Source organism: Psychrobacillus sp. FSL K6-1464 (genome assembly GCF_038003145.1).
GTDB lineage: Bacteria > Bacillota > Bacilli > Bacillales_A > Planococcaceae > Psychrobacillus > Psychrobacillus psychrotolerans.
This window is the reverse complement of sequence record NZ_JBBOOP010000001.1, coordinates 3,304,212-3,320,030: the sequence shown is the minus strand read 5'-3', so window position 1 is coordinate 3,320,030 and position 15,819 is coordinate 3,304,212. Positions and strand designations below refer to the sequence as shown.

Genomic DNA, 15,819 nt, shown 5'->3' with positions numbered 1-15,819 from the left:
AATGAAGAAATGGAATATAATTACTGCTGCTGCATTAGCATTAATGTTAGCTGCATGTGGATCAGAAGAAACAGAAACACCAAAGGCAACTGAAACAAACGAAGCAAGTGATACAGAAAAAGATGTAGCAGAAGAGTCGGCATATCCGATGACGGTATCTTCTTTAAGTACTGCTCGTGAAACAGAAGAAGGTGCTTCAGTTACTTTTGAAGATATTACATTAGAAGAAGAGCCTAAGCGCATTATCTCTTTAGACTACGGTTTCTTAGACACTCTTGATGCTTTAGGTGTTGAAGGTATCGTAGGTGTAGCAGCTAACGGTGGTCAAGGGAATATTCCAGAACACTTGAAAGAAAAGTATGCACCAAGTGATGAAATTGCTGATGTTGGTACTTTAAAATCTATTAACTTCGAAGCAGTTGCAGCTGCAGATCCAGATATCATTTTTATCTCTGGTCGTCAAACAGCCTTCTATGAAGAGTTAAAAGAAATTACACCAAATGTAGTATTTATCGGTTCAGATAACTCTAACTATATTGATGCAGTTTATGAAACAGTAGACTTAGCGGCTAATATGTTTGATAAAGTGGAAAAAGGTGAAGAGCTAAAAGCTGCATTACAAGAAAAAGTAGATGAAGTGAAAGAAAAAGCAACTGGCTATGAAAATGCATTAGTTGCTATGTATAATGACAAAAAAATGTCTGGCTTTGATAACAGTGCAGAATCACGTTTTGCATATGTGTACAATGACTTCGGTTTCAAACCAGCAACAACTGATATTGAAGCATCTTCACACGGATCAGACTTTTCTTATGAGTCAATACTTTCAGTAGATCCAGAAGTATTATTAGTAATTGACCGCACAGTTTCGGATGTAGAAACGATTAAAGCGGATATCGAAAATGATATTATTAAACAAACTCGTGCTTATAAAGAAGGCAAAATCGTATACTTAGATGGTACGAACTGGTACTTCTCAAGCAACGGTGTAACAACTGAGACAGCAAAGTTACAAGAAATCTTAGATGAATTAAAATAATTCATAGTAACCAGAACTACTCTATTCGTGTAAACGAGTAGAGTAGTTCTTTTTTTATACGTTTATGAGGATCGATAAGTCGGTATCATCTCTAACGTGCCATTTGATATCTTATCTGGCTCAATCATCCCGCCTGATTTTCCAACTTCTCATAATCTCCATCAGAATAACTCGATTAATAGTTAGCCGGAATTCTGCCCGCAGGTCTTTCGAAGACTATAAACAGATTCTGCTTAAAGGGTAGGTATTCATTGTACATCCATATATTACTAGCTTATAATTTTGTTATGGGATAGGAGGGATTTTTTGAAGAAATGGTTTTATCCACTTAGTCTGGTAACATTATTAGGTTTTGCAGCACTGTTCGTATATTTCAATTCAAAAGAAATAGCACAGTTTGATAATCAAATGTCCCAAATATTTGGAGATAATAATATTATAGGATTTTTTCATAATTTCGGGGACACTAAATTTATTATATTTGTCACGCTGTTATTAGTTATTTATCTTTGGTTACGCTCAAAAAATTATCGAGGAATGCTTTTTGTTTTACTCTCTGTAGGGTTTGGAAATGTTCTGAATCAAATGCTTAAAAAGTGGGTGGAAAGAGAACGACCAGATATTCCACAACAGCTGGAGACCTTTAGCTTTCCATCTGGACATGCCATGGTGGGCCTTTTATATTTATTTACCATTGCCTACTTTTTAACAGAGCATCAGTCGAGTAAACCGAAACGAGTTCTAATCTGGTTAGTCGCTATATTTGCTACCATAATGGTTGGACTTTCACGGATTGCGGAACATAGGCATTATGCTTCAGATGTTTTAGCTGGGTGGATGATTGGGTATTCTTGGTTTGTCATCGTAGCATTGTGGTATGAATACAGAAACAGAGTTTTTAAAAAGTATACAGAGTAGAAACCTTTCCTCGTTGGAAAGGTTTTTTCTAAAGGAGTGGGGTATATGTTTGAAATACCACAGGAGCTTATTAAACTTGGGATCAATCGGATAGAGGGGTTTCCTGTAGAAGGGTTTGTTAAAGGGAAGGGACCTAAAAAACCAAGTATCTTACTTATAGGCGAAGCTCCTGGAGAGAATGAGGCTATAAAAGGAGTTCCATTTATCGGTAGAGCAGGTGACGAACTCAACAAGTCATTAGAAAGTATTGGATTGACCAGAGAAGACGTATATATGACTAGTGCAGTTCGTAGCCGGCCATATGTATGGAGAGATAAGAAGACTCGTAATGGTGAGTTAATACAAAAAAAGTATAATCGCCCACCAACCCAATTAGAAATAGTGGCACATGCACCCATATTAGATTATGAACTAAAAAATATTGTCCCTAATATTATTGTTACGTTAGGGAATGTAGGTTTACAGCGTTTGTTAGGAAAAGAGGCAAAGGTTTCCAAGTTACATGGAGAACTGCTTCATCGACCAGTACGTCACTTAAAATCACTAGATTCTATTGAATTTGAATGGTCGGATGAAAGCTATATGATTATTCCTACCTACCACCCTGCCTCTGTGTTTTATAGACCTTCCAACCGCGATTTTCTTGAGCAAGATTGGATTAATATTGGGAATTATTTAACGAATAGAAAGTATTGATTGTATTTGAATTGAGTTAATTGATTGACTCGATGTATACGTTTGTATACAATATATATATAAGTATACAAACGTATACAAAGGGGGCTTTGTATGAGAAGTGAATCACATCCTCTAGGGAGACATGACCGAGACGAAAACCATCGGGAGGGTAGACGTAGAGGAAGACCATTACAAGCAGAAGACAAAGAAAAAAGACATGGTGCGAAAACGTTCCGACGTGGGAGAGCGTTAGCGTTTTATGATATGATGAATATGAAATCAAACGCATTAAAGAAGCAATTAGAAACTCCTGAATTACAATCGATTAATCCGATTATAGTTGGTGAATTGAAGGCAGTAGAAACTCTTATGGAAGAGTTTGCACAGTTATTTGAACTATATGAAGTAGAAGAACCCACAACTCAAGACACAATTAATGAAGAAAAACCAATTGATACACAAAATTAAAAACAATCGCTAAGATAAAAATGGGGGAATAGAAATGTTAGTACAAATTCGTAAATGGACAGTGACAGAAGGAAATGCCGATAAGATTCTTGAACGTTTTAAGAAGAAACCAGATCAAGGTCCATCATTGATTGAACAACGTGAAGGATTCATCGGGCGTGAGTTATTAGTTAAGAATGTTCGTCGAGGTGAAGAAGAAGTAGTAATGATTGTTCGTTGGGAATCAGAAGAGGCTTGGAAAGCATGGGAAAAGAGTCCTGAGCATATTGCCGGACATAAAAAGAAAATAAAAGAGCATGGTGGAAAACCACCACAGCCTGAATTTGTAATTGCTATGGAACATGGTAGTTATACTGTTGTGGAATAGAATATAATAACAAAAGTAGTCATATTATGATAAAAAAATTAGCATTGGATTAAGTGGTATACACTTCTTCCAATGCTTTTTTGTTTAATAACATCACTTATAGGTTAAACCACTGTTGCTTAGGGAAGAAATAAATAACGAAGTGATGTCTCCATAATTAGTAATAAATTTGTAGAATTCGTAAAAATAAAAAAATTATATTTTCACTAGTTGAAAAGAGTTGCGCAAAGGAAACATTTTGCGTATAATAAATGAAAATCGATAAATAGAAAGAAGTTGGGTCAATGGATGGAAATGTAGCGTTTGCTTTATTACTTACATTATTTGCTGGTCTGGCAACTGGTATTGGTAGTCTACTTTCATTATTGACATCTCGCACAAATACTAAATTTTTATCCGTTGCACTAGGTTTCTCAGCAGGTGTCATGATTTATGTATCCTTGGTAGAAATTTTTGTGAAAGCTAAGGACTCTCTCGTTGCTGAACTTGGAGAGACAAATGGGTATTGGATGACATTAGTTGGTTTTTTCGGTGGGATGTTCGTAATTGCGGTAATTGACCGATTAATACCTAGTCTTGGTAACCCACATGAAGTTAAAAGTGTAGAAGATATGGATGTCAAAATCAGTAATGCTGAGCAGACAAAACTCATGAAAATGGGTGTTTTTACAGCACTTGCAATAGGGATTCATAATTTTCCAGAGGGAATTGCAACCTTTGCATCTGCTCTACAAGATCCCAATTTAGGGATTGCAATTGCCGTTGCCGTAGCTATTCACAATATACCGGAAGGAATTGCTGTAGCAGTTCCTATATATTATGCAACTGGTAGTCGTAAGAAAGCTTTCAAGTTATCTTTCTTGTCTGGCTTAGCGGAACCGGTTGGAGCGTTCGTAGCTTATTTAATACTGATGCCCTATTTAAATGGAGTCATGTTTGGAGTAATATTTGCCGGAGTAGCGGGGATTATGGTCTTTATTTCTTTAGATGAGTTATTGCCAGCAGCGAAAAAATATGATGAAACCCATTCATCTATTTATGGACTCGTTGCAGGAATGGCAGTAATGGCCTTAAGTCTTGTTCTCCTAGCTTAATAAAAGCTCAATCATAAAAAGGCAGTGTAACCTTCAAACGAAGTTGCACTGCCTTTTATAATGGAATGTATAACTTCTGACTAGTGAAAGTTTCCTTTAGTGGGCATTCTCTGTATCTTTAATCGTAACGACAATACCTGTGCGATTCATAGGTACTTCAACGAGATTAAAATCAGGGAATTGACCTTTTAACTTAGAGATGAAATCCTGTTCTGTTCCTTTTTCCACTAACGAGAGCAGGGTAGGTCCTGCACCACTGATACAAGTTCCATAAGCACCCGCTTGTTTAGCTGCTATTTTTATCTCTTTGCTCTGTGGAATCATATCAAGTCGGTAAGGCTCGTGAAACAAATCTTGTTCCATATAAGTTCCAACCTGTTCAAAAGCTGACGATAGGAAAGCGGCAGTTAATAAGTTTGCGATTGCACTTGCTTGTGCTGCTTCTTGACGTGAATAAGAATCCGGTAAAACTTGTCTCGCCATTGTTGTTTTTAATTCGAAGTTGGGTATAAATAACACAAATGAGGCCTCGATGTGATTTGCATGAAATACATTTATCTCCCCGTTTGCTGCATTAGAAGAGATGGTAAAACCTCCAAAAATGGAAGCTGCTGCATTGTCAGGATGTCCTTCCATTAGTGTTGCAACTTTTAGTTTATCCTGTGCAGTTAGATGTAACTCCATAATTTGATTGGCTAACTCAATACCAGCAACAATGGCTGAAGCACTGCTCCCCATTCCTCTTGCTAGTGGAATTTCACTCTTCACTCTCACTGTGCATGGAGGAAGGGAAAAACCATGTAACTCGGCCGTTTTTTCAGCTGCTTGGACAATTAAGTGATCTAGTGGGTTTGGAACATCCGGAAGATTACCGGACAAGTTAATGATTTTCCAATCAAATCCTAATTCGACTTCCAGTTCTAAATATTTGTCTAGGGCGATACCGATGGAGTCAAAGCCTGGTCCAAGGTTCGCTGTACTTGCTGGTATTGAAATACACCAAACCATTAGACTAGCACCTCCTCTATAAATGCGCTAAGAGCTGAAGCATTACTTTCAAGTTTATGGGGCTCAGCAACTTTAACATCAATTGCAGTTTGTGGATCCTTTAAGCCATTGCCAGTTAATACTGCAACTACTGTACTTCCTGCTGCTATTTTTCCTTCTTTTACGGAACGTAGTAGTCCAGCTATTGAAGCGCATGAGCCAGGCTCTGCGAAGATGCCTTCTCTGCTTGCGATTAGTTTATAGGCTTCGATAATTTCATCATCCGTTACAGCTTCGATGACACCATTAGACTCATCGCGGGCAGCTTCAGCACCTTTCCAACTTGCTGGATTACCGATACGAATTGCAGTAGCAATTGTTTCAGGGAATTCGATAGGTTTTCCTTGTACAATAGCAGCAGAGCCCTCTGCCTCAAATCCAAAAATTTGAGGTAAACCTGTTTGTTTTTTGTCGTTATATTCTTTGAAACCTTTCCAGTAAGCCGTAATATTACCGGCGTTTCCTACTGGTATTGCTAGATAGTCTGGAGCTATTCCTAACACATCGCAAATTTCAAAGGCAGCAGTCTTTTGTCCTTCAATACGATATGGGTTAACTGAGTTCACTAGTGTAATAGGAGAGGTTTCGCTAATTGCGCGTACCATATCCAGTGCTACATCGAAGTTTCCTTCTATTTGAATAACCTCTGCTCCGTACATATATGCTTGAGCTAATTTTCCTGCAGCTACTTTTCCTTCGGGTATAACAATAACTGCGCGCATTCCAGCACGAGCCGCATAAGCAGCAGCCGCGGCTGACGTATTTCCTGTAGAAGCACAAATAACTGCTTTGCTTCCTTCTTCCTTTGCTTTTGCAACTGCAAAAACCATACCTCTATCTTTAAAAGATCCAGTAGGGTTTGCTCCTTCTACTTTCACGTATACTTCGACGCCTAATTCTTTTGAAATATTTTCTAGCTTAATGAGAGGAGTATTACCCTCCAGCAAAGTCAATTTAGGGGTATTTTCTGTTACTGGTAAAAACTCCTTATATTCTTCGATTAGTCCTTGCCAAGCCATGATGTATTCCACCTCTCTGTTCTCCTTGAACAAACATATGTATTTGTATAAAGGACATTTTACTCTAATAAAGTGGAAAAAACAAGGTAAAATTTATATTGTAACTTTGATGTTGGATGCGTATACTAAACAGGTAAACTAAAAACTTTACAGGTGTAAAGACAGGAGTGAAAAAGTAGCATGAAAGAACAAAAAAAGATATCAAAAAATAAATTACTCGGGATAGCAGGACTTGCATGGATGTTCGATGCAATGGACGTTGGGATTCTTTCATTTGTAATTGCAGCCTTAGCGATAGATTGGAATTTATCACCAGAGCAAATGGGATGGATTGGTAGTGTCAACTCTATTGGAATGGCAGTAGGGGCTCTTGTTTTTGGAGTTTTTGCAGACAAAGTAGGACGTAAGAAAATATTTATGATTACATTACTGTTGTTTTCTATTGCAAGTGGATTGTCCGCACTAACAACAACACTTGCGGCATTTTTAATTTTAAGATTCTTTGTAGGAATGGGTCTCGGTGGAGAGCTACCGGTAGCGTCAACATTAGTATCTGAAAGTGTGGAAGCAAAAGAACGAGGAAAAGTAGTTGTTCTTTTAGAAAGCTTTTGGGCCGCAGGATGGATTATTTCCGCAATCATTGCCTATTTTATTATTCCTGATTACGGTTGGAGAATTGCTTTAATAATTACTGCATTACCTGCATTTTATGCAATTTACTTACGTTTAAAATTACCCGATTCGCCTAAATATACAGAGAAAAAGTCCGAAACTAGAACGATTATGCAAAATATGAGTGAGGTTTGGTCAAAGAAATATGCGAAGCGAACGTTAATGTTATGGATAGTATGGTTTACAGTTGTATTTTCCTATTATGGAATGTTCCTATGGTTACCAAGTGTAATGGTCATTAAAGGATTTACGCTTATTAAAAGCTTTGAATATGTATTGATCATGACGATAGCTCAATTACCGGGTTATTTCTCAGCAGCTTGGTTAATAGAGAAGGCAGGACGTAAATTTGTATTAATTACATATTTATTGGGAACTGCGGCAAGTGCATTCGTCTTTGGTTCTGCGGAGACAACAACGCTATTGATGGTTTCAGGAATTCTTCTATCATTCTTTAACCTTGGTGCATGGGGAGCCTTATATGCATATTCTCCAGAGCAATATCCAACTGTCATTCGAGCTACTGGTTCTGGTATGGCTGCCTCTGTTGGACGTATTGGAGGCATTTTAGGACCTCTATTAGTTGGGACTCTAGTTATGAGAGGCTATGAAATTGGCTACATCTTCACTATTTTCTGTATTGCGATTGTAATCGGAGTATTGGCGGTACTGTTCCTAGGCACAGAAACAAAACAAATAGAATTAGAGTAGAAAACAAAACCTGTTCCTCCTTGGGAGCAGGTTTTGTTTTGCCTAAGGGTGAAAACATAGTAAAATGAAGAATGGCTATACAAGGGGGGCAGAGGATGTATCAATTAAAACATAAACGCATACTCATCATCGGTTCAAGCGGTGCTGGTAAGTCTACATTGTCCAAACGATTATCTAAACAATGGGGTTTGCCTTTAATACATCTCGATACCCTTTTTTGGAATGAGGGTTGGGTCCCTACACCAAAGCCAGAATTTCGCGAAAAAATTCAAGAAGAGTTAAAAAAAGATAAATGGATTATAGATGGAAATTTTGATTCGACATTAGAGTTGCGGACTTCCTATGCAGATTTAATAGTCTTTTTGGATTTCTCTAGAGTATTATGCACGTACAGAGTCTTGAAGAGAGCATGGATCTATCGGGGTAAAACACGACCGGATATGGCTGTGGGCTGTAAGGAAAAAATGGATATGGAATTTGCAAAATGGGTATGGCGATTTCCACAGGATGTACGTCCGCATACCCTCGACATATTAAGGAACGTCAAAAATACAGATATATGCATTTTAAGAAATCCTAAAGAAGTAGAAGGATTTCTAATGACTGCACCAAGGAGTAAATCGTGAAAAACGCTGGACGGATAATTATTTGTAGAAGTTTATCCACAGGTCGTAGATTTTATGATTTCTAAGAGCATAAAAAAATACCGAATACCATAGGAGTATGCCAATATGAATAACAAACTACTAACAGCACAACAAGTAATTGATTTGATTCCACATAATGCAGATATTATTCTTCCACTAACGAACGGGGAACCACATAAATTACTGGACATTTTAGAAGATCAAGCACATCAATTAACGAATGTAAAAATACATCAACTGCTTGCATTGCAATCTAGAAAGTATATGAATGGTGCGTTTCCTGGGCAACTACACCATGTCTCTTACTTCTTAAGTGGGGCAACAAGAAAACAGTTTTACCAAGGTTTAGTAGACTTAGTGCCAAATCATTTTCATGAAATGCCTCGTATATTAAAAAGCTCCACAAATCTCTCCATGATTATGGCTGTTGCTTCACCAATGGACGAATTTGGTTACTTTTCACTTGGAACACAAGCAGATATCGTAAGTGAGTTTATCGGTACAGTACCATTTATATTAGAGGTGAACCAGCATATGCCTCGTACTTTTGGCCAAAACCAAATACACATTAGCCAAATAGCAGGATTTGTTGAAAATGATCGTCCTTTATTCGAGGATGTTGCTGCTCCTATTGGTGAGAAAGACATGAAAATTGCTGAGTATGTGACGGAATCGATTAAAAATGGAGACACGCTCCAAATAGGTATTGGCTCAATTCCCAATGCAGTAGTAAGCTTGTTAAAAAATCATCGTCATTTAGGAGTTCATACAGAAATGTTCGTCGATGGCATTGTTGATTTAGTACAAGCTGGTGCTATAGATGGTACACAAAAGTTTACGAATAAAGGGAAGATTATTGCAACATTTGCTCATGGCTCAAAGAAAATGTATGACTTCCTAAACAATAATCCTTCGGTAGAGTTTTTACCTGTCAGTATTGTGAATGACCCAAGAGAAATTGCTAAAGAAGAGCGAATTGTTTCGATTAATGCCACTACCGAAGTTGACCTATTCGGGCAATGTGCTTCCGAAACAGTAGCTGGAAAGTACTATTCATCTACTGGTGGGCAAGCTGACTTTGCTCGTGGTGTTCGATTTGCTAAAGAAGGAAAAGGCTTTGTTTGTATGACTTCTACAGCAAAAAATGATGAAATTTCTCGTATAAAACTAAGTCTTAGTCCAGGTTCAGTTGTTACGACTTCTAAAAATGATGTAGATATGATTGTTACGGAGTACGGGGTAGCTAAAATGTTTGGAAAACCAATTTCAGAACGTGCGAAACAACTTATCTCAATAGCACACCCGAAATTTAGGGAAGAGTTAACATTTGAAGCAAAACAAAATGGTTATATTTAATATGGAACCAATTGATGTAAGTTTTTTTCAACAACCGACTCTAGAGCTTGCCCGCCAATTATTAGGCAACTATATTGTTCATGAGCATCCAAGTGGATTAATAATCGGTAGGATTGTAGAAACGGAAGCGTATATGGGACCAGATGATCGAGCAGCGCATAGTTTTGGAAATAGAAGAACGAAGCGCACAGAGATTATGTTTGGTGAGCCAGGTTTGATATACAGTTATCAAATGCACACCCATACCCTGATCAATGTTGTCTCGGCACCTCCAGATATTCCTAATGCGATATTAATCCGTGCTGTGGAACCAGTAGAGGGCTTAGAATTAATGAAGGAATTCCGTAATGATCTTCCAATGAAGCAGTGGACGAACGGACCCGGAAAGCTAACAAAAGCCATGGGTATATCAATGGAACATTATGGTTCCCATTGGACTGAGAAGCCTTTGTATATAGCAGAGGGTGAGCCAGTAATCGCTGTATCAACGGGTCCGAGAATAGGCATTGAAAACAGCGCAGAGGCTGTACATTACCCCTATAGATTTTGGGAAACAGATAATCCATTCGTATCAAAAACAAGAAAACCAGTGCAGACCTGAAATTAGATCCTCACTGGTTTTTTTAGATGATAAGAGTAGTCCAAGTTAATGTAAGGATAAAATCGACTTTTAATTAGGGAAACTATTCTACAAGGAGGGAGGAAGAAAGTGGATTTTCCCTTATCTAATGGAATTAAAGAGAAATAGTAAGTGCTTCCTAAATAAAGAAGCGAAAGAGCTCACGAAATTGTATCTTCGTGAGCTTATACTATGAATAGGAGAGTTTCATATCTCTAGTTACCCAAAAACGAACTAACCCGTTTCTAAAAGTTGTAGGAAAGCGACGGACAGTAAAAGATTGTAAGATTACTGTGAAAAAAGAGGTTGGTAGTGACGTCAGTCACTACCAACCTCTTTAAAAAATCAAACGGTAATCATAGAGCAATAAGTCTGTCCAAAGCCCTTTGGAAACAATAGAAACAGATTTAGATCTTAAAGGAACGGGCGTTTTTTTACCCAATTTTTTATTATGAAGTATTGGTTTTCGTTAAGATATGATTTTCCTTAAATCTGTTTCCCCATGTAATATTCATCAACGAATTGGTCATTTATAACCAATGCGTTTTTTCGTGTGCCCTCTAATTCAAACCCTAGTTTCTTATACAGCTTTTGAGCATTCGTGTTTTCTTTAATAACCGTAAGTTCTAGCTTAGAAATACCAGATCCCTTTGCCCATTTCTCTCCTTGGAGCATGAGTGAAGAAGCAATTCCTTTCTTAGAGAAGGCCTGTTTGACCCCGATAACTACGGAAGCTCGGTGGACAGCGCGGGGAGCAGGACCTCCGATAAACTGTACATAACCAGCATATTGGCCGTTCATAATTGCTAAAAGTAAAATGGAATTTGGTGAAGTTTTCCAAGTGTTCATGCTTTTACGGATACTTTGGACTGTTAATTGTCTATCTGCTTTTCCAAATAGCATAAAATCAGTCTCGGTAAAGATAGTTTCTTGTAAGTTAATGAAAGGGCGAGCATCCTCTAAATCAGCTTCCCGAATTATAAGGATATCCTGACTATCATCATCAGAATTCCGTTCATTGGATTCATGTAAAATACTTTGGAAATGAATGGCTTTTCCAAGATCCACGTTTTTTACAGAATACCCAGACTCGGTCCATGCAAAATAATGAAGTGCAGGGGGCTTTGTTTTTTTCCACCAGCTACTACTTAAATAGGCGGCATTCGGCAGAACATGACCAATAATTGCTTCAATTTCAACATATGTTAATGTAATTTCTTGGGTAGTCGATTGTTTAAAAAAGGCTGCCAAGGGAATGTACTTGCTCTCGGAATTTTTGGGCATTGAACATGTTCACTCATTTCTTCTGAATTAGGAATATATCCTAATTATAACATTATTGTTGATAACTTCACATCTCTCGCAATGTATAATTATTCCATCATAAAAAAGTGTCACTCCATATAGAAGTGACACTTATTTGAGATTATTTTATTAAGCGTTTGCCAGCTCTAATTGTATGGCAGGTCCAAAGAATTCATAGTGAATTCTTTCATTTGGAACTCCTAATTCCAATAAGTAGTTGATCATAGCTTCCATAAATCCTGTTGGACCACAAACGTAAACGTCACCATCTGCAATAGTATGTTCTTTAAGCACGTCTTTCGTGATAAAACCATCGCCACTTTCAGAGTAAAGTGTTACATATTTTGCATCATCCATGTTTTCCGTTAAAGAACGAATATCTTGGTCAAATGGATGCAAGTTCTCATTGCGGGCACTATAGATAAAGGATACAGGACGGCTCTGGTTGTTTTTTGCAACCGTCTCAAACATACTCATCATTGGTGTGATTCCAACCCCACCACTTACAAAAGTAACTGGTGTTGTTTGTGATGGATCTAAAACGAAATCTCCCGCTGGAGCGGTAAGCTCTACTTTATCGCCAACTTTCACATTATTGTGAAGGTGAACCGATACTTTACCCTCTGGGTTATTTTCATCCTCTTTTTTTACAGAAATGCGGAAAGATTCATTGTCCGCAGCTTTTGATAAACTATATTGTCTATTCATCAAGTATTTTTCACCAGGAATACTTACTCGAATCGTGATAAATTGACCAGGCTCATAAGATGGAACTGCTGAATCATCAGCAGGTTTTAAATAGAAAGAAGTGATATTATCACTTTCTTTTACTCTTTCGGCAATAACGAAATCTTTGAAGAATCTCCAACCGCCTTGCTTGGATTCTGTAGCGGTATACATTTCTTCCTCAATACCGATAAATGCATCAGCGATTACACCGTATGCCTCTGCCCAAGCATTGATAATATCATCGGTTGCTGCATCACCGAGTACTTCTTTAATAGCACCAAGAAGATGCTCTCCAACGATTGGATAATGTTCAGGTTTGATACCTAAGCTTACATGTTTTTGGCCAATTTGTTTAACTACGGGAATGATTGCAGCAAGATTATCAATATGAACAGCAGCAGCATAAACGGTATTCGCTAATGCAGTTTGTTGACGTCCTTTTGCTTGGTTGGCATGATTGAATATATTTAATAATTCTGGATGAGCTTCAAACATATTTTTGTAGAAAGCGGTGGTAATAGCGACACCATGTACTTCTAAAACGGGTGCTGTAGATTTTACAATATCAATTGTTTTTTGAGATAACATTCTAATCCACGTCCTTTTCTTTGTTTATATCCACAATATACTCCTGTAATTTTTTAAAAGCAATATTTAAAATACATCTTTAATAAATCAGACACATTTATACCACAATGTTGTCAAAATCGTTATAATGATATGGAAGAATGGCGGTGGCAATATGAGAATGACTATGTATACAGATTTCTCACTTCGCGTGTTAATATACCTTGGAGCACAGGAAAAGGATAAACTCTCTACAATACAAGCTATATCAGATGCATATGGTATTTCTAAAAACCATTTGATGAAAGTGACCCATGAACTTGGAAAGCTTGGATATATACAAACTGTTAGAGGTAGAGGTGGCGGCATCCGTTTAGCGATGGAACCGGAGGATATTAATATAGGACAAGTCGTAAGGCATACAGAGGACGATTTTCATCTCGTCGAATGCTTTGATTGTCAAACGAATAGTTGTGTTATAACTCCAGTTTGTGGGCTACGGGCAACCCTTCGCTTAGCGCTGAATGCTTATTTAAAGGTGTTAGACGAATATACGCTTCAAGATTATCTGCATCAAAAGCATAAACTAGCAGATTTACTTTTCAATGACACCCAAGATGTATGATAAAATATAATCGGAAATAGATTTTAGGAGGATTATTCATGACAAAGGTACTCGTTTTTGGTCATCAAAACCCAGATACAGACACAATTACATCAGCAATCGTTTATGCACACTTAAAAAATCAGATTGGTATGGAAGCAGAGGCGGTTCGTTTAGGTGATATAAATAATGAAACGAAGTTTGCTTTAGAAAAATTTGGCTTCGACTCACCAAGACTTATAGAAAACGTATCGACAGAAGCAAAAAAGGTCATTTTAGTTGATCATAACGAAAAACAACAAAGTGCAGAGGGTATAGAAGAGGTTCAAATAACAGAAGTAATCGATCATCACCGTATCGCAAACTTTGAAACAGCTGACCCACTATATTATCGTGCTGAGCCAGTAGGCTGTACAGCAACAATTATCAATAAAATATATAAAGAAAAAGGCATAGAAGTGCCTGCAAATATTGCAGGATTAATGCTTTCTGCCATTGTCTCAGACACATTATTATTCAAATCACCTACTTGCACAGAGGAAGATATAGTAGCTGCAAGAGAGTTGCAAAAAATTGCTGGAGTCAATGTAGAAGAGTACGGACTTGCAATGTTAAAAGCAGGGGCAGATTTAAGTGACAAGAGCTTAGAAGACCTGCTTACACTAGATGCTAAAGAGTTTGGAATGGGCGAATCGAAAGTAATCATTGCACAAGTAAATGCTGTAGATGTCAATGATGTAATGGATCGTCAAGTTGAACTAGAAGAGTTAATCACACGTGAAATCCAAGAAAAAGAATTAGATTTATTCTTCTTTGTTGTAACGGACATCCTAAATAACGATTCTGTAGCATTAGCTCTAGGAAAATTAGCGTTAAAAGCAGAAGCGGCATTCAATGTGCCATTTGTAAATAATACCGCCCTTCTAAAAGGTGTAGTATCCCGTAAAAAACAAGTAGTACCGGCTCTTACAGAAGCTTTAGCTGAATAAAAATGGCTAAAAAACGATGCATTTAATTTGCATCGTTTTTTCTATTACAGGTAATGTCACCTCAAGTATCCCCTCCCGTTTAAAGGGATTTATTTGCGGTTATATATTGGTTGTTAGTTTAGTGGAATATTTGAGATAACTGCTCGTTTATTTTCTTAATTTAGTCCACACATATTATGAGGCAGTAATTTTGAATTCAAGATTTGTTCCTATTACAATGTAGAAGAGGTGATGATGATAATGAAAATTGAAGTTTGGTCCGATTTTGTATGTCCTTTTTGTTATATTGGAAAGAGAAGGTTAGAAGAAGCTTTAGAACAAACCGGTTTTGCTTCACAAGCTCAAGTAGAATTTAAAAGCTTTGAATTAGATCCGAATACACCAAAACAATCAGATAAAACGATGTATGAAGTGCTAGCAGAAAAATATGGTTCTACTGTAGAAGCTGCAAAAACGATGACAGCAGGAGTAGTAGAGCAAGCAAAAACTGTAGGTCTTGATTATAATTTTGAAAAAATGAAGCCTGCCAACACTTTAGATGCACATCGGTTAGTAAAATGGGCATCTGCACAAGGTAAAGCAAAAGAGGCTAACGAGCTATTGCTACATGCTTATTTTATCGAAGGGAAAGCAATTGGAAATAATGATGTACTGTTGGATCTGATGGAATCGCTTGATCTATCAAGAGAAGAAGCAGAAAAAGTATTAAACTCTAAGGAATACTTAGCAGATGTACGTATAGACATTGCTAAAGCAGGACAAATCGGAGTCCGTGGAGTACCTTTCTTTGTCATAAATGACAAGTATGCCATTTCAGGAGCTCAACCAACGGAAACATTTGTTGGAGCCTTACAAAAAGTAGTAGAAGAAGAAGGACATCAAGCCTAAAATATAATAATGCCATTCCACTAAACCAATAGGAATTATTCTATTGGTTTTTATAATGGGTGAAAAGGGTATATAAACAAAGTTAATAAAATTGGAGGAGAA

17 protein-coding genes are annotated in these 15,819 nt (G+C 37.4%); 13 read left to right on the top strand and 4 right to left on the bottom strand.

Annotation, left to right across the window (positions count from 1 at the left end):
- Window position 1 precedes the first annotated feature (1 nt).
- The 6 genes from MKX39_RS16850 to zupT all read left to right on the top strand — a co-directional run bounded on the left by MKX39_RS16850 (window position 2) and on the right by zupT (window position 4,564).
- Entirely contained in the window at window positions 2-1,039 is a 1,038-nt protein-coding gene (locus tag MKX39_RS16850; protein ID WP_093537506.1) for a siderophore ABC transporter substrate-binding protein, read from the top strand.
- Window positions 1,040-1,345: 306 nt separating this feature from the next.
- Window positions 1,346-1,957 (top strand): phosphatase PAP2 family protein, encoded by a 612-nt coding sequence (locus tag MKX39_RS16845; protein ID WP_340770613.1) that lies wholly within the window; start codon window positions 1,346-1,348, stop codon window positions 1,955-1,957.
- A 45-nt stretch (window positions 1,958-2,002) separates the two neighbouring features.
- The gene (locus MKX39_RS16840) at window positions 2,003-2,653 is read left to right on the top strand and encodes a uracil-DNA glycosylase (protein WP_340763731.1); all 651 of its coding nucleotides are present in this window, start codon (window positions 2,003-2,005) and stop codon (window positions 2,651-2,653) included.
- A 93-nt stretch (window positions 2,654-2,746) separates the two neighbouring features.
- Entirely contained in the window at window positions 2,747-3,103 is a 357-nt protein-coding gene (locus MKX39_RS16835; RefSeq protein ID WP_340763728.1) for a hypothetical protein, read from the top strand.
- 34 nt (window positions 3,104-3,137) lie between these two features.
- On the top strand, window positions 3,138-3,470 hold the full coding sequence (locus MKX39_RS16830; protein ID WP_093537509.1) for an antibiotic biosynthesis monooxygenase family protein: 333 nt from the start codon (window positions 3,138-3,140) through the stop codon (window positions 3,468-3,470).
- A 284-nt stretch (window positions 3,471-3,754) separates the two neighbouring features.
- Window positions 3,755-4,564, top strand: a complete 810-nt coding sequence (zupT, locus tag MKX39_RS16825; RefSeq protein WP_093537510.1) for a zinc transporter ZupT — start codon at window positions 3,755-3,757, stop codon at window positions 4,562-4,564.
- Window positions 4,565-4,660: 96 nt separating this feature from the next.
- On the opposite strand, the gene thrB is transcribed toward zupT, so the two are convergent.
- Window positions 4,661-5,572, bottom strand: coding sequence for a homoserine kinase (gene thrB, locus MKX39_RS16820; RefSeq protein WP_340770611.1), 912 nt, complete (start codon window positions 5,570-5,572; stop codon window positions 4,661-4,663).
- Window positions 5,572-6,630 (bottom strand): threonine synthase, encoded by a 1,059-nt coding sequence (gene thrC / locus MKX39_RS16815; protein WP_093537512.1) that lies wholly within the window; start codon window positions 6,628-6,630, stop codon window positions 5,572-5,574. Before thrC ends, thrB begins: the two co-directional genes overlap by 1 nt.
- A 180-nt stretch (window positions 6,631-6,810) precedes the next feature.
- Here thrC and MKX39_RS16810 point away from each other — a divergent pair, with 180 nt between their 5' ends.
- The 4 genes from MKX39_RS16810 (at window position 6,811) to MKX39_RS16795 (ending at window position 10,617) form a co-directional block, all read left to right on the top strand.
- Window positions 6,811-8,013, top strand: a complete 1,203-nt coding sequence (locus MKX39_RS16810; protein ID WP_093537513.1) for an MFS transporter — start codon at window positions 6,811-6,813, stop codon at window positions 8,011-8,013.
- Between the two features lie 95 nt (window positions 8,014-8,108).
- Window positions 8,109-8,639, top strand: a complete 531-nt coding sequence (locus tag MKX39_RS16805) for a DNA topology modulation protein (RefSeq protein ID WP_340770609.1) — start codon at window positions 8,109-8,111, stop codon at window positions 8,637-8,639.
- Between the two features lie 105 nt (window positions 8,640-8,744).
- Complete coding sequence (locus MKX39_RS16800; RefSeq protein WP_340770607.1) at window positions 8,745-10,016, top strand: acetyl-CoA hydrolase/transferase family protein; 1,272 nt, start codon at window positions 8,745-8,747, stop codon at window positions 10,014-10,016.
- Between the two features lies 1 nt (window position 10,017).
- Entirely contained in the window at window positions 10,018-10,617 is a 600-nt protein-coding gene (locus MKX39_RS16795) for a DNA-3-methyladenine glycosylase (protein WP_340771495.1), read from the top strand.
- Between the two features lie 504 nt (window positions 10,618-11,121).
- Here the strand turns inward: MKX39_RS16795 and MKX39_RS16790 are convergent.
- On the bottom strand, window positions 11,122-11,919 hold the full coding sequence (locus MKX39_RS16790; protein ID WP_340763717.1) for a GNAT family N-acetyltransferase: 798 nt from the start codon (window positions 11,917-11,919) through the stop codon (window positions 11,122-11,124).
- Between the two features lie 150 nt (window positions 11,920-12,069).
- Window positions 12,070-13,257 carry an NO-inducible flavohemoprotein gene (hmpA, locus tag MKX39_RS16785; RefSeq protein WP_340770606.1) on the bottom strand — a complete coding sequence of 396 codons (1,188 nt, stop codon included), beginning with the start codon at window positions 13,255-13,257 and terminating at the stop codon, window positions 12,070-12,072.
- Window positions 13,258-13,411: 154 nt separating this feature from the next.
- Here hmpA and MKX39_RS16780 point away from each other — a divergent pair, with 154 nt between their 5' ends.
- The 3 genes from MKX39_RS16780 to MKX39_RS16770 all read left to right on the top strand — a co-directional run bounded on the left by MKX39_RS16780 (window position 13,412) and on the right by MKX39_RS16770 (window position 15,717).
- Window positions 13,412-13,861, top strand: coding sequence for an RrF2 family transcriptional regulator (locus tag MKX39_RS16780; RefSeq protein WP_093537518.1), 450 nt, complete (start codon window positions 13,412-13,414; stop codon window positions 13,859-13,861).
- Window positions 13,862-13,899: 38 nt separating this feature from the next.
- Window positions 13,900-14,829, top strand: a complete 930-nt coding sequence (locus MKX39_RS16775; RefSeq protein ID WP_340770604.1) for a manganese-dependent inorganic pyrophosphatase — start codon at window positions 13,900-13,902, stop codon at window positions 14,827-14,829.
- A gap of 240 nt (window positions 14,830-15,069) precedes the next feature.
- On the top strand, window positions 15,070-15,717 hold the full coding sequence (locus MKX39_RS16770; protein WP_340770602.1) for a DsbA family oxidoreductase: 648 nt from the start codon (window positions 15,070-15,072) through the stop codon (window positions 15,715-15,717).
- Window positions 15,718-15,819: the final 102 nt, after the last annotated feature.